The sequence below is a fragment of the Glaciecola sp. 1036 genome (genome assembly GCF_050306235.1).
Lineage (GTDB): Bacteria > Pseudomonadota > Gammaproteobacteria > Enterobacterales > Alteromonadaceae > Glaciecola.
In genome coordinates this window covers 354,715-369,099 of sequence record NZ_JBLWFH010000003.1, presented here as the reverse complement: position 1 = coordinate 369,099, position 14,385 = coordinate 354,715, and the positions used below count along the sequence as shown (strand labels likewise).

Here is a 14,385-nt window from a genome sequence, read left to right as displayed (position 1 = left end):
GTGGGGACTTATGAGGATTTATTTTAGTGTCTAGTGCTACAGCGTTATTTAAAAATTATATGGATATTTTCTGGCGTTTTTTATATTTAGGCTGTACATCCTTTGGAGGGCCGGCCGCTCATATTGGCTACTTCAGACAAAGCTTTGTGGTAAAACAAAAATGGTTGTTAGATCATGAGTTTTCGCAACTGGTTGCACTGTGTCAGTTTCTACCTGGACCTGCTAGCAGTCAGCTAGGATTCGCTATTGGTTATGCCAGGGCTAACTTGGGCGGCGCTATTTTAGCTTTTATCGCTTTTACTGCTCCTTCTATTATTTTACTCATTTTGTTCGCTAAGAGTCTTGCTCTCATACCTCAGGATATTGAATATATGCTGGTATACGGACTTAAATTGGCTGCTGTGGTCATTGTTGCTGACGCTGTATGGGGTATGTGGCGAAACTTATGTGTTGGTCTGCAAAGAAAGACGATTGCTATTTTAAGTGCTGGTATTATTTTGATGCTACCTTATCTGAGTGTGCATCTCGCGGTTTTGCTAGCTGCCGCAGTCGCAGGCGCTCTGGTAATTAACCACAACAATGTTGAACAGCAATCGATAAGGTTTAATGTAAGTAAGCGTGCAGCCGGATTCTGCTTGTCACTTTTTTTTACCCTATTAGCCCTTAGTGTTGTCCTTGTTTTACAATCATCACCTAATCAGGATGCTGATTTAGCCGCTTTATTCGCCGGCTTTTACCAATCTGGGGCACTGGTATTTGGTGGAGGGCATGTTGTATTACCCCTTCTGCAAGATGTTACCGTGGCTAATCATTGGTTAGACGAATCTAGTTTTTTGGCTGGCTATGGCGCGTCTCAAAGTGTTCCGGGACCATTATTTTCATTTGCAGCTTACTTAGGCTTTAGTGTTGATTCTCAAGGATTTCCTTTGTTAAATGCGGGTGTTGCGACATTCGCAATATTTTTACCGGGATTTTTGTTGCTAATGGGCGTATTGCCGTTTTGGCAAAAATTACAGGCGTATTCAATTATTAAAAATGCGATAGCGGGTGTTAATGCGGGTGTTGTCGGATTACTCGGTGCAGCTTTCGTCAATCCTGTATTTACTAGTGCAATAACCCACACTAACGATATCTTTTTCGTGGTCGTGTTGTTTGCTTTGTTTAAATGGCGATCCTTTTCTCCTTTGCTGGTTGTCCTTGCTGGGATCATATATGCTGTAGCGACAGTACTCATCGATTTGCGAGTGTGAACTTAGTCATTATTCAGATTTAACAATCTGTTAAAAGAAAACCTGTGGAATTTTTGATACACTCGCGCTCCTTTGTTAATCAATACGTGATTTTTTTATGTTTAATCATTTCAACGGTGCTCAAGGCAACGTAAAAAATGACCTGCTGTCGGGCATTACTGTTGCTCTTGCATTAGTGCCAGAAGCAGTGGCTTTTGCATTCGTCGCAGGTGTTGAGCCTATGGTCGGATTGTATGCTGCTTTCATGATGGGGTTAATTACTTCGGCAATTGGTGGGCGTCCAGGTATGATTTCTGGTGCTACAGGGGCAATGGCGGTGGTCATGGTCGCTCTAGTTAAGGACCATGGGGTGCAATATCTTTTTGCTGCGGTAGTCTTGGCGGGTTTAATTCAGATTTTAGCCGGTGTGTTTAGGCTTGGGAAATTTATCCGGTTAGTACCTTATCCTGTGATGCTAGGCTTTGTAAATGGCTTGGCGATAGTGATATTTTTAGCTCAATTAGGTCAGTTCAAAATTGAAACTGCAGTCGGGCAATCTCAATGGATGTCAGGAAGCCTATTGTACTGGATGTTAGGATTAGTGACATTAACCATGGCGATTATCTATTTATTGCCAAAGTTAACCAAGGCGGTACCAGCATCTTTGGTCGCCATTATAACAGTGACATTGTTGGTGCACGGTTTAGATCTTGAAGCGCGTACGGTGATAGATTTTGTGCGAGATTCAGTTCCTGCTGACCAAAAAGCAGGTGTAACATTGGCGGGTGAGTTACCGAGTTTTGCGATTCCTGAAATTCCTTTTACCTTAGAAACTCTATATATCATTCTTCCTACGTCTATTATTTTGGCGTTAGTAGGTCTTATTGAGTCTTTGCTGACCTTATCCTTAATAGATGAAATGACAGATACTCGCGGCCGAGGAAATAAAGAATGTGTTGGTCAAGGCGTTGCCAATACAGTCAATGGATTCTTTGGCGGCATGGGTGGATGTGCCATGATCGGGCAAAGCATGATTAACATTAACAGTGGTGGTCGTGGTCGTTTATCTGGCATTACAGCGGCCATTGTATTGCTCGCATTTATTCTATTTGCAGCCCCCTTAATTGAGATGATCCCACTTGCTGCCCTTGTGGGGGTAATGTTTGTGGTGGTAATCGGGACTTTTGAGTGGGCGAGCTTTAGGATCATTCGAGGCATTAATAAAGAAGACGCGTTTGTGTTGTTTTTGGTAACTGCTGTGACAGTGATTGCCGATTTAGCCATTGCTGTGGTGGTCGGTGTCATAGTGTCAGCGTTAGTGTTTGCATGGAAACACGCAACACATATCAACGCCAAGACTCATACCGATAAAGATGGTTGGAAAGTATATGACTTAGAAGGCCCTTTATTTTTTGGGTCAGTGTCGCACTTTAGAGATATCTTTGATCCACAAAATGATCCTGCAGATGTGGTAATTGACTTTAGAGAGTCAAGAATCTGGGATAGCTCAGGCGTTGATGCCTTAGACGGTTTAGCAGACAAATATAAAGAGCAGGGTAAGACACTGCACATTCGACACATAAGTACTGAGTGTCGCCAATTACTGAAAAAAGCCGGTGAATATGTGGAAATTAATGTTAACGAAGATCCGCGTTATCGCATCGCTTCAGATGAATTGGCCTAATTAACGTCGCCAATAAAAAAGGCAGCTTAAATTAAGCTGCCTTTGTTTTTCATAAGGAAACTATTTTTGCTCTAGCAACCACAGAATTAAATCAATGTAATCTTGAGAAGTTTCTAATCCTTCAGCGCCTAGTAAAACTTGATATTTTCCGTTAACGATGAAATTTGGAACGCTACCTAAATAGGCTCTGTTTTTCTTAACATCGTTATTATTCCTCACTAATAAACTTTTACCAGCAAAGCCATTCGCGTATTTATCAAACTCTTCAGGTTCAACGCCATTTACGATAAATAAGCGGCGAAAATCTTCTAAGGATGAAATGTTTTTACCCTGTTGTTGCACATGTATGTAGTCAAACATTCTGCTTTTTAGGAAATCACCATTGTCCAAACGTTCTGCAATTTTCATTGCAAGTGTGGCGTGATCTTGAATTGGTTCGGTGGTAAATCCCATGAAATTTACATGGACTTTTTCAAACTTTACTTTTTCTGGAAGTTGTTGTTGTAATTCACCTACCATAGATTCAAAGCGAAAACATGCAGGACACCAGAAAGAAAAATATTCTTTCACTATTGGCTTTGATGATAACTTTTCATCCAATACTTGGTAGTGCTCACCTTCTTCCCACAGATTTACTTGACCGATGGCTTGTAAAGGCACCATTAAAGCAACGAAGAGTCCCAAAAAGATTTTTTTCATGTAACGTCCTAACCTTTGATTCTATTTTTAATGTTTATACTGAGCAAATGACAGTTAGACATTAATACTGATTAAAAAATTCGTAGATCATTATAACGCGCTTGATAAGCAAACGCGTTATCTAAATTAATACAAAGTATTTTACCAAGTGAAAGTTAAACTTGCCATTAGACCAAAGGGTTTGCCAACAAATCCAAACACATTTTCATATCTTTTATCGGCGATATTTTCTAACTTCATAGCTAAGCTCAGATTTTCGCTATATTTGTATTGGTAATTAGCATTGATTAACCAATATGCTTTAAGCGCAACCAATTCTGACGGCAAGGGATAGGGAGGATAAAAAACATCCATCCTGCTACCTGTGTAATCCGCTTGCACATAAACATTATGCTTTGGCGCCAGCGTATAACTCACCCAAAAGCTGCCAGAATGGGCAGAGCGACGTAATTGCTTACTTTGCTGCCCTTGTGTATCCAAATAGCTATAACTTATCTGCCAACGAAAATCTGCTAATTCTTGGTAAAACCTGACATCTAGACCTCTATGTTGGGTATTTAGTTCCCCATTTTTTGCAGTATAAAGTCCAGAGTCAATGTCGTATTCAAATCCAAGGATTTCATTTTCCAGTTTGTTTTTAAATAGGCTGATTTCCATAGAATATAGATTGTTCAGCCAAGTTAAACCGATTTCTGAGCCTGTTATTTGTTCAGGTTCTAATTCAGGGTTACCTAAAAATGTACCTGGGAAATAACCAAATCTTTCAGTAAAACTAGGATTTTTAATCGCTTTACCCTGGCTAGCAAACAAGGTCACTTGATCTAATAATTGTATTCTAGTACCAAGACGGTAACTATCAGCGTCGTCAAAATCACTGTTTTTATCAAACCTGTAGTTTGCAATGAGTTTTATCCTGTTGTTAGCTTGATAATTAATGTCTGCGATCAGTGCATCTGAAGTGGTGTCTTGAATTTGATTAGGATCACCATAAGGCGTGGCAAGTCCTCGTTGTTCAAAGTCCTCTTCAACATGTTCGTAAGCTAAATTAACAATGCTATCTTCGGTAATGGAAAACTGATGGTTCCACAGTAAGCGTTGTTTTTTGCCAATGGTACTACCAGTATCAAGTCCAGCGCTTAGGTTGTCATTACGGTTTCGACTAACATGATAGGTGAGGATTTGAGACCAAATATTGTTTTCAGAGGAAAACTGCCAACGCAAGGCGCCCGAATATTGCTTTCCTTCGGTTTGATTATCAGCATCCGCTGGTAATCCTGTAAGAAAACTCACCTCATCAAATTCATTGGTGTAATCAACAAAGCGAAAATTAGCATCAATAATATTTGCCGTGTTTATTTGCCAAGTCACTTTGCCATTAAAGGACAAATTTTCATAGCCGTCATCTTCGTCACCCACTCTGGAAATATTGTGACCATCTGTTTGGAGATAAGATAACCCTGCGCTGTAATGAACCTTGTCGAATGCTGCTGATGTACTGGCCGACAACTGGTAGCTATTAGCATTACCATACGCGGCTGTTAAAGAGGAACGCTTAGTTTGACTGCCGGTTTTTGTTACTATGTTGATAATGCCACTTACTGCAGCACTGCCCCATAATGCACTTTGAGGACCTTTTAAAATCTCGATGCGCTCAATGTTATTGGTAGTAAGATGAGCTAAATCAATCAGCCCACCTTGAGCATTATCATTAATTTCTACGCCATCCACGGTCACCAAAACATGATTCGATTCACTGCCACGAAATCTTATTTCAGTTAACGCACCTAAGGGCCCTGACGTTGATATGTTGGTTCCCGAAACAGAGGATAAAAGCTCAGCGATTGTGTTTGCACCAGAAGCTTCAATTTGTGCTTTATCAATGCTGACATAGCTTCCTGTCACCCATTGTTGCTGAATGTGGGTCCGTGGGCTTGTAATAGTGATGGTTTCTACAGCGTTTGCGGTTGAAAGGCAAAGGAGGCTGGTTGCGCATGAAATCAGCGCAATACTAGTATTGTTTTTCATTGTTGTCCTTGTTGATTGCTCCGCCCGAGCAATGAATCAAATTGTTTGAATTTCAAACACCCATATCAAGGCCGGTATCCGGGCTCACAACTTCAACTAAGACCTTCCCATGTTCAGCAAAAACATCTTGCTCCATACACAGTGGTTGACCTATCGAAACCTTCGACATACTTAATGAGTTTACGTTGTTTACCGTTGCGGGGGCAGCACAGGTATCGCACCTGTTTCCCGTTTAACGCACTATTGCAAGAATAGTGGGCACCTCAACGGCGGGCACTATACCTTGTTAGCGAGAAAGTACAATGGTTAAATTTGTTTTATGATTTATGGGAGAAGCTTTAATGCGGGTTCTTGTAAATTAGCAAATTCTTCTTTCAAAGCGAGAATTTGATTTTCCCAGTACTTATCTTCACCGAACCAAGGAAATGCTACTGGAAATGCGGGATCTTCCCAACGTTTATCTAGCCATGCCATATAGTGAACCATGCGCATCGCTCTTAATGGCTCAATTAGGCTTAGCTCTTGGTGATTGAAGTCATAAAATTCTTCGTATGCACTGACTAAGGTATCTATTTGCAGCAATTGTTGCTGTTTGTCGCCATTCATCATCATCCACAAATCTTGAATGGCCGGGCCTTGACGACAATCATCAAGATCCACAAAAATAGGGCTGTCGCGCCACAAAATGTTACCTGGATGGCAATCACCATGCAGCCTAATACTGGTATAATTATCCGTGAATTTGCTGCTAGCGCTGTCGACTACTAGTTTTAAAATTGTGAAAAAAGATTCATGCAGGTGGCTAGGTACAATGGATGAGTTTTGCAGTTGTAGCAATGGTTTTTGTAAGTAATCTTGAATCGAAATTTGTGGTCGAAACTGAAAGTTTTGTTTAGCTGCAACGGCATGAATTCGGCCAATTAGGCGTCCCATCCACTCCAATTGATCTAAATTATCTACCTCGAACTGTCGTCCACCAACCGAAGGAAATAGCGCAAATTGATATCCGTCATATTGATGCAAACTTTGCCCTGCAAAAAGCGCCGGCGCTACCACAGGTAATTCGGCTTGTTGCAGCTCTAAAGCAAAGTTGTGCTCTTCTAAAATTTGCTCTGTAGACCAGCGAGATGGGCGATAAAATTTAGCCACCAAGCGCCTACCGTCTTCCAGCGCAAATTGATAAACGCGGTTTTCGTAGCTATTTAATGCTAAAAGCCCAGAGTCAACTCGGACATCTAGGCTTTCTATGGCATCCAGAATAAGATCTGGCGTTAATCGGTTAAAACTAAAATCAGACACCGGTAAATATAAAGGTAGTAGGTTCGCTTACCTCTATAGTATCACCTTGTGCTGTAACAGTACTAACGTGTATGTAAATCTTTTGGGTACCAACTTCAAGATTATCAGGAGAGACCCCAATACTGACAGGTAATGTGTAGACACCACCGCCAGGTACGGTCACTTGCTGATCACCATAAAATTTGGAATCTTGTAAACCTTCTACCGAAATCGTATAGGTAGCTTCGTCTTGAGACTTATTAAGGACTTTCAATGTATACACATTTTCAATAAAGCCTTCCATATTTTCCCGATCAAGAGAATTTCGGTCACGAATTATATCCAGCTCTAAGGGCACTCTTGAGGCTAAATCCCAGACTAACAAACTACACATGAGGGTAAGAACAATGGCATAGCCGATAAGTTTAGGTCGAACAATTTTAGTCGTGCCACCTGCAAGTTGATGTTCAGACGTGAAGCTGATGAGTCCTCTGTCATATCCCATTTTGTCCATCACCCCATTACAAGCGTCCACACAAGAACCACAATTGATACATTCATATTGAAGTCCGTTGCGAATGTCTATGCCGGTGGGGCAGACCTGTACGCAAAGGTTACAGTCGATGCAATCACCAAGTCCTTTTGCTTGAACTTCTTCTTGGGACATTTTACGAGTTCTAGGACCTCGTTTTTCACCTCGGGTTGGGTTGTAAGAGACAGTAAAGGTGTCTTTGTCAAACATAGCAGACTGAAAACGCGCATAAGGACACATGTGAGTACACATAATTTCTCGCATATATCCAGCGTTACCATAAGTACAAACAGTAAAGAAGATGACCCAAAAACCAATCCAGAAAGGGGTATTAAGGGTAAAAAAGTCGACAAACAACTGATCGATGGGTGTGAAGTAACCCACAAAGGTTAATGACGTCAGTAATGCAACTCCCACCCAAGCGATATGCTTGAGTGTTTTACGAATAAACTTATCAGCGTCCATTTTGCGCTGATCAAGCTTCATTCGTTTATTTCTTGGTCCTTCGATTTTTTCTTCAAACCAGATGTAAATAAAAGTCCAGGTGGTTTGAGGACACATAAATCCACACCATACTCGCCCAGCAAAGGTGGTTACAAAAAATAAGGCAAATGCCGAAACTATTAGTATGTAAGCTAAAACGGTTAAATCTTGGGGCCACAAGGTGAGAGAAAATATATTAAATCGTTGTTCCGCGATATTGAAAAGCACAGCTTGTTGACCGTCATAGGGAATCCAAGGGACTAAAGCAAAGCCCCCAAGAAAAATGAGTCCAAAGAAACGCCTAATATTTTCGAAAATACCTTCAACAGCCCGGACATAAATTCGACTGCGGGCAGAATAATTGGGTTTCTTAACTGATGACGTTGGCTTTTCTACCTTGACCGGCGTGACGTCCTTTACCTTAATTTTTTCATTCATGTGTAAGGCAATTCCTATACGACTATGACTTTTGCAACAGTATAACAAGTTTGACCACTAAAGTATTAACTGAGATCAATATTATCAACATTCACTCTTTGTATTTAAACATCATACGAACTTTTAATATTAGATACCCTCTAATGAAGGTAAGCGTTGACAATAGGAAGTATTCACAATATACAGTAACTCCCTGTTGTATAAAGGAGAACGGCTTAATACATGTGGCGCAAAATTATTATCGTCGTGCAAGTGCTATTAATTATTTGGGTCTTGCAAACAAACTGGGCAAGAGATGCAATTATGAGTATTGGTCAAACTTTTTCAAGTTGGACAGGTACCGTGATCAATTTGCCTGATAGACAGAAGATAATGACGTTGCGAGATGATTTCATGCGCAACAATATGTCACTGAAACCGCATCAAACAGATTATGTTATCGAAGTAACTGAAAACGTTGATTCAATTAATATTTTTCATCAACGATATTGTATTTCAGAGGATAAGAATCCGTATTTGTTTGGGGAAAACCTTACTCGATTTTGTGGTTTAATTGAGCAATCAGGTATTTTGCCAAAACCTTTATAAACGACGTTAAGCAACTAAAATGAAAAAATTAACGTATATTAAGTAGCTAGTTTATAATTAAGCTTACTAATTACCTCAAGGGGGTGTTCTATGAAACCAATAATCTTAAGCCTTGCCTTGCTTCTATCAAGTAGCCATGTATTAGCGGCTGAAGAAGAATCCTCAACTGTAGTGACAGAAAGTGAAGAGAATTCTGTAAGAATTGAATGGATAGAGCCTAAATCTTTTACTGATGTTCGAGACCGTATCAGCAGTACTGAAAAGTATCGTCGCTATGTATTTAATACTATTCAAAAGCATTTTGAAAAGTTAACCGCAGAGTTACCTGCAGGTTATCAATTAAAAATGCAAGTAACAGATTTAGATTTGGCTGGTGATACAAGAGCTGGAATGTCACTGTTTAATGATCCTAATATGTATGACGTAAGAGTAATTCGTCGTATTGATATTCCTAGAATGCAATTTTCGTATGAATTGATTGATCAAGCCGGTGAAGTCCTAATGTCCGAAAATGTTAAACTTAAGGATATGGGATTTTTGGAAGGACCTCGCTCTATCCGAAATGACCGCCCGCTTTATTATGAGAAAAAAATGTTGACCGATTGGTTCAATTCTACATTTAAAGATGTAAAAGCCGCGTAGCGCTTGAGGTGCCTGACTTAGGCACCTTATCTTCAAGTACATCTTTGCGAAAAGTTATCAATAAATTTCAATTTTAGACTAGACCGTCAAAATTTTGTCACATATAGTTCATAGATGACCTGTACTTTGGTGCAGGTTATTTTTACTATAATGAAAAATGGACCTATGTGATGAAAAAGACCCTTACGACTCTATCGTTGGCGATGCTAGCCGCTTCTAGCGCCCACGCCAATGTCTTTATTTCAGAATACATTGAAGGATCATCGAACAATAAAGCTGTAGAAATTTACAATGCAGGTGAAGCTGCTGTTGATTTAGGTACCTACACGCTCGATTTCTACTTCAATGGTAATACTTCTGCTGGTAATAGTATTTCACTTTCAGGCATGTTAGCGCCGGGTGAAACTTATGTGGTAGCAGATAATGACGCTGCTGATGCCATATTAGCTGTCGCCCAGCTAACGAATTCTGGTAACTTTTTTAACGGCGATGATACTGTTGTTTTGGCAAACAATGGCGTTACAGTAGACGCGATAGGGCAACTAGGTGTTGACCCAGGTTCATCGTGGAATGTCGGTGGTGTGTCTACGCAAAACGCAACCATTATCCGTATTCCTCAAATTACAACAGGCGATACAGACGAATTCAATGCCTTTGATCCTAGCGTTGAATTTACCGCTTTACCGCAAGACGACTTCAGCAATCTAGGTGAGCACACAACTGATTTAGACCCAGGCGATCCGGGTGATCCAGGAGACCCAGGTGATCCGGGCGACCCAGGTGACCCAGGAGATGGCGAGCTAGTCGCTCCATGTTTCAACTGCCCAGACTTATCACCTATTGCTGATCCGGATTCTTTTGATTCTTTAAGTTTCTATGCTGACGTATTTAATGCTATTAACGATGGATTACCCGCTGCACAAGTAAAAGCCTTACTGACAGATAAAGCAACCCAAGGCCATACGCCTTTGTCTTATTCTCAAGTTTGGAGTGCGTTGACTGCTTCTGACGAAGACCCAAATAATTCTGACAACGTGATCTTATTTTATTCTGGTCGTTCGCAAAGTAAATTTACTAACGGTAGCGGTAGTCAATCTTCGAACCCAGATAACTGGAACCGTGAACATAGTTGGCCGAATTCTCATGGATTCCCTTCAAACTCTCAAGACGGTTACACTGACATCCATCATCTTCGTCCCACGGATATTTCAATCAATAGTTCACGTGGTAACTTAGATTATGACAATTCAGATGCACCATTGAGCGAATCTCCAATCAATCGCATAGATAACGATTCTTTCGAACCTCGTGACGAGGTGAAAGGTGACGTAGCACGTATGATGTTCTATATGGACACTCGCTACCAAGGTGCTTCCGGTGATGACACACCAGACCTAGTTTTAGTGAACACCACTACAGGTCCTGGAGAGCCTAGATTAGGTATGCTTTGTACGCTTATTCAATGGCATCAACAGGATCCAGTTGACGATATTGAAGCGAATAGACATAACAAAATTTATCAGTATCAAGGAAATCGAAATCCATTCGTTGACAATCCAAGCTTTGTTGATGCGATTTATACTGCTGAAAACTGTGATCAAGATCCAGGCGATCCAGGCGATCCAGGCGATCCAGGCGATCCGGGAGATCCAGGTGATCCGGGAGACCCAGGTGATCCAGGTGATCCGGGCGATCCTCCAACGCCATCTGCTGCACCGCTTATTTTAACAACGGTAGTAGACGGCACACTTTCAGGTGGAACACCTAAAGCAATAGAGCTCTTTGTTACACAAAACATCGCTGATCTAAGCGCTTGTGGCGTAGGTAGCGCAAACAATGGCGGTGGTACTGATGGTCAAGAATTTACTTTCCCTGCAGTATCTGCCAGCGCTGGCGACTATATCTATATAGCCACTGAAGAACCAAACTTTGAAGCCTATTTTGGTTTTGCGCCAGATTACACTTCAGGTTCAATGGCCATCAACGGCGATGATGCAGTTGAAGTTTTCTGCGATGGTGTATTAATTGATGTCTACGGTGACCAAAATACCGATGGTACAGGTCAAGCTTGGGAATATTTAGATTCTTACGCTTACCGTAATCCTAACACCACTGCTGACGGTACTTTTGATATTAGCAACTGGACAGTTGTAGCACCTAATACACTTGACGGTGTAACCACTGGTGAACAAATTCCATTAGCTTCTTTCAGTATTCAATTGGGCGGCATTTTCTTCTCAGAATACATCGAAGGTTCAAGTTTAAACAAAGCCGTAGAAATTGTTAATTTAACAGGTGCAGACGTTAGTCTTGATGGATACTCCGTTGCTATATACAACAATGGTGCATCTACTCCTAACAGTACGATTAACTTAACCGGTACGTTATTCGCAAACGACGTCTACGTAGTCGCCAACTCTGGTGCAACAGGTGCGATTACTGATGTAGCAGATGTTCTAACGGGCGCGGTAAGTTTTAACGGTGACGACGCTGTTGTGTTATTTAATGCCGACAATGAAGTCTTAGATGCTATTGGGCAGGTAGGTTTTGATCCAGGTAGCCGCTGGGGTTCAAGTCCTATCAGTACTCAAAACAATACTATTCGAAGATTAACTTCAGTCACCGAAGGTGATACAAATCCTGATGATGTATTTGATCCAAGCCTTGAATGGGAAGGTTTTGCCCAAGACACCTTCGATGGTCTAGGTAACTATCCGTTCGATGGCGGAGAAGAGCCGGGATTAGAAATTGGTCTTTGTTTGGACCCTGCGACTTATATCTCTGAAATCCAAGGAAGCGGTTCAAGCTCTCCTTTAACCAATGAAACTGTAGTAGTGGAAGCTGTAGTAACCTCTATTAATGAAGCCATTGGCGGATTCTTCATTCAAGAAGAGCCGGCGGATGAAGATGGTGATGCCACAACTTCTGAAGCTTTGTTTGTACTGAGTGACGATGTGTCAGGTTTGTTAGTGGGTGACCAAGTACGAGTGCTCGGCACAGTGGTTGAGCAATTCAATAAAACCAGTATCGCTGCAGACGAAATTTCAGATGTATGTGGTCAAGCTAGTGTATTCCCGGTTGCCTTAACCTTGCCGTTTGCGGAAGGTTTTGATCTGGAATCACTAGAAAGCATGCTAGTTGAAAATAGCCAAGATTTAACTGTAAGTGATAACTATAACTACGCTAGATTTGGTGAAGTAGTACTATCAACAGAAATGTTGTATACACCTACCCAAATTCACACGCCGGGTTCTGCAGAAGCGCTTGCACTTGAAGCATTGAATGGTAGAAACGGCATTATTCTGGATAACTTAACTGATGGAAGTTATGGTGAAATCCCAGATACATTCGGTGGCGAGTTAGCGACTTACAATCCGTTACGACTTGGTAGCACTGTGTTCTCTGGTGGCCAGTATATTTTAGACTATGGTTTTAGTAACTATCGTTTACGTCCAGTTTCTAACTTATTGACTGAATCACAAGCACGTCCTTATGCTCCAGAATTGGAAGGTAACTTAACGATTGCGTCATTCAACGTATTGAATTTCTTTAACGGGAACGGTTTAGGCGAAGAGTTCGATAGTTCGTTTGGACCAGAATCTCAAGAAGAACTTGAGCGTCAGATTGCTAAAACTGTAGCAGCCATTACTTCAATTAATGCAGACGTTGTTGGTTTAATTGAAATTGAAAACGATGGTTACGACGCCTTAAGTGCTATTGCGCAATTAACCGATGAATTAAATGCGTATATGGGAGAGGGTACTTATGCCTTTATTGATGCTGGAACTGCACAATCAACCAGTTCTCAGTCTGTTGGCATTATTTATAAACCCGCAGCAGTATCTCCTGTAGGAGCGGTTCAGGTATTGACTTCTGATAACTCTATTGAAGATGCCGATGGACCATTGTTCCTTACACCACGCAATAGACCTTCATTTGCCCAGCAATTTGAACATCTAGAGTCGGGTAAAACATTTGTTGTCAACGTTAACCACCTTAAGTCAAAAGGTAGTTCTTGTGGTGCTGGTGATGACAGTGATAATGGACAGGGTAATTGCAACCTAACTCGCGTTAGAGCTGCTATAGGTCTTAAAGCATGGTTAGCGCAAACCTTTGATGGTGAGCCTGTGTTTGTGGTAGGTGACTTGAACTCTTATGCTAAAGAAGATCCTATCGTTGAACTAGAAATGGGCGGTTATCAAAACCTTTTAGCTGCGGCTGAATCTGACGAAGCATTCAGTTACTTGTTCCGCGGTCAAGTAGGAACCCTTGATTATATCCTTGCTAATGATGCCGCGGCAGAAGTGGTTACAGGTATTGCTGAGTGGAATATAAACGCATCTGAAGTTGATGTATTTGACTACAACTTGGATATGCGCTCTACCAGTACGCCAAAACCAGACCAGTACTATGATGAATCACCTTATCGTTCATCTGACCATGATCCATTGATCGTTAGTGTGTATCTGGAAGATCCAGTAGCACGTGCTGACTTAAATGGCGATGGTGTTCTGAACTTGCGAGATTACGTCATTATCGTTCGAGCTTATAATTCAGTCGAAGGACAAAGACGTTATAATCCTGCAGCAGATATGAATGAAGATGGTGTCATCAACCGTGCTGATACTGCTGTATGGCTAGCCACTTATCTTGATTATTTAGCTAATAGAAACAGTAACCGAGCTAATGGTCGAGGTATTGTGAACAAATTAATTAAAGGTAAATTTAGTCGATAATCGATTGTTTTACAGATGTGCAAAAGCCCAGTGAAAACTGGGCTTTTTTGT

General features: G+C 41.2%; 9 protein-coding genes and 1 riboswitch. Of the genes, 5 read left to right on the top strand and 4 right to left on the bottom strand.

What is annotated here, in order from left to right:
* Positions 1–26: 26 nt before the first annotated feature.
* Together chrA and ACNKW3_RS06645 are read left to right on the top strand one after the other, a co-directional pair.
* Positions 27–1,250, top strand: a complete 1,224-nt coding sequence (gene chrA, locus ACNKW3_RS06650; protein WP_427398498.1) for a chromate efflux transporter — start codon at positions 27–29, stop codon at positions 1,248–1,250.
* A 97-nt stretch (positions 1,251–1,347) separates the two neighbouring features.
* Positions 1,348–2,913 (top strand): SulP family inorganic anion transporter, encoded by a 1,566-nt coding sequence (locus ACNKW3_RS06645; RefSeq protein ID WP_427398497.1) that lies wholly within the window; start codon positions 1,348–1,350, stop codon positions 2,911–2,913.
* A gap of 60 nt (positions 2,914–2,973) precedes the next feature.
* Here ACNKW3_RS06645 and ACNKW3_RS06640 read toward each other — a convergent pair whose 3' ends face one another.
* The 4 genes from ACNKW3_RS06640 to ccoG form a co-directional block, all read right to left on the bottom strand.
* Entirely contained in the window at positions 2,974–3,612 is a 639-nt protein-coding gene (locus ACNKW3_RS06640) for a thiol:disulfide interchange protein DsbA/DsbL (protein ID WP_427398496.1), read from the bottom strand.
* Positions 3,613–3,753: 141 nt separating this feature from the next.
* The gene (locus ACNKW3_RS06635) at positions 3,754–5,637 is read right to left on the bottom strand and encodes a TonB-dependent receptor plug domain-containing protein (protein ID WP_427398495.1); all 1,884 of its coding nucleotides are present in this window, start codon (positions 5,635–5,637) and stop codon (positions 3,754–3,756) included.
* A gap of 52 nt (positions 5,638–5,689) precedes the next feature.
* Positions 5,690–5,918: riboswitch (cobalamin riboswitch) on the bottom strand.
* Positions 5,919–5,961: 43 nt separating this feature from the next.
* Positions 5,962–6,936: a serine/threonine protein kinase gene (locus ACNKW3_RS06630; protein WP_427398494.1), complete on the bottom strand. Its 975-nt coding sequence runs from the start codon at positions 6,934–6,936 to the stop codon at positions 5,962–5,964.
* Entirely contained in the window at positions 6,929–8,368 is a 1,440-nt protein-coding gene (gene ccoG, locus ACNKW3_RS06625; RefSeq protein WP_427398493.1) for a cytochrome c oxidase accessory protein CcoG, read from the bottom strand. Before ccoG ends, ACNKW3_RS06630 begins: the two co-directional genes overlap by 8 nt.
* Before the next feature lie 222 nt (positions 8,369–8,590).
* Here ccoG and ACNKW3_RS06620 point away from each other — a divergent pair, with 222 nt between their 5' ends.
* The 3 genes from ACNKW3_RS06620 (at position 8,591) to ACNKW3_RS06610 (ending at position 14,334) form a co-directional block, all read left to right on the top strand.
* Entirely contained in the window at positions 8,591–8,956 is a 366-nt protein-coding gene (locus tag ACNKW3_RS06620; RefSeq protein WP_427398492.1) for a hypothetical protein, read from the top strand.
* A gap of 90 nt (positions 8,957–9,046) precedes the next feature.
* Entirely contained in the window at positions 9,047–9,598 is a 552-nt protein-coding gene (locus tag ACNKW3_RS06615; RefSeq protein WP_427398491.1) for a DUF3016 domain-containing protein, read from the top strand.
* A gap of 170 nt (positions 9,599–9,768) precedes the next feature.
* The gene (locus ACNKW3_RS06610) at positions 9,769–14,334 is read left to right on the top strand and encodes an ExeM/NucH family extracellular endonuclease (RefSeq protein ID WP_427398490.1); all 4,566 of its coding nucleotides are present in this window, start codon (positions 9,769–9,771) and stop codon (positions 14,332–14,334) included.
* Positions 14,335–14,385 lie beyond the last annotated feature (51 nt).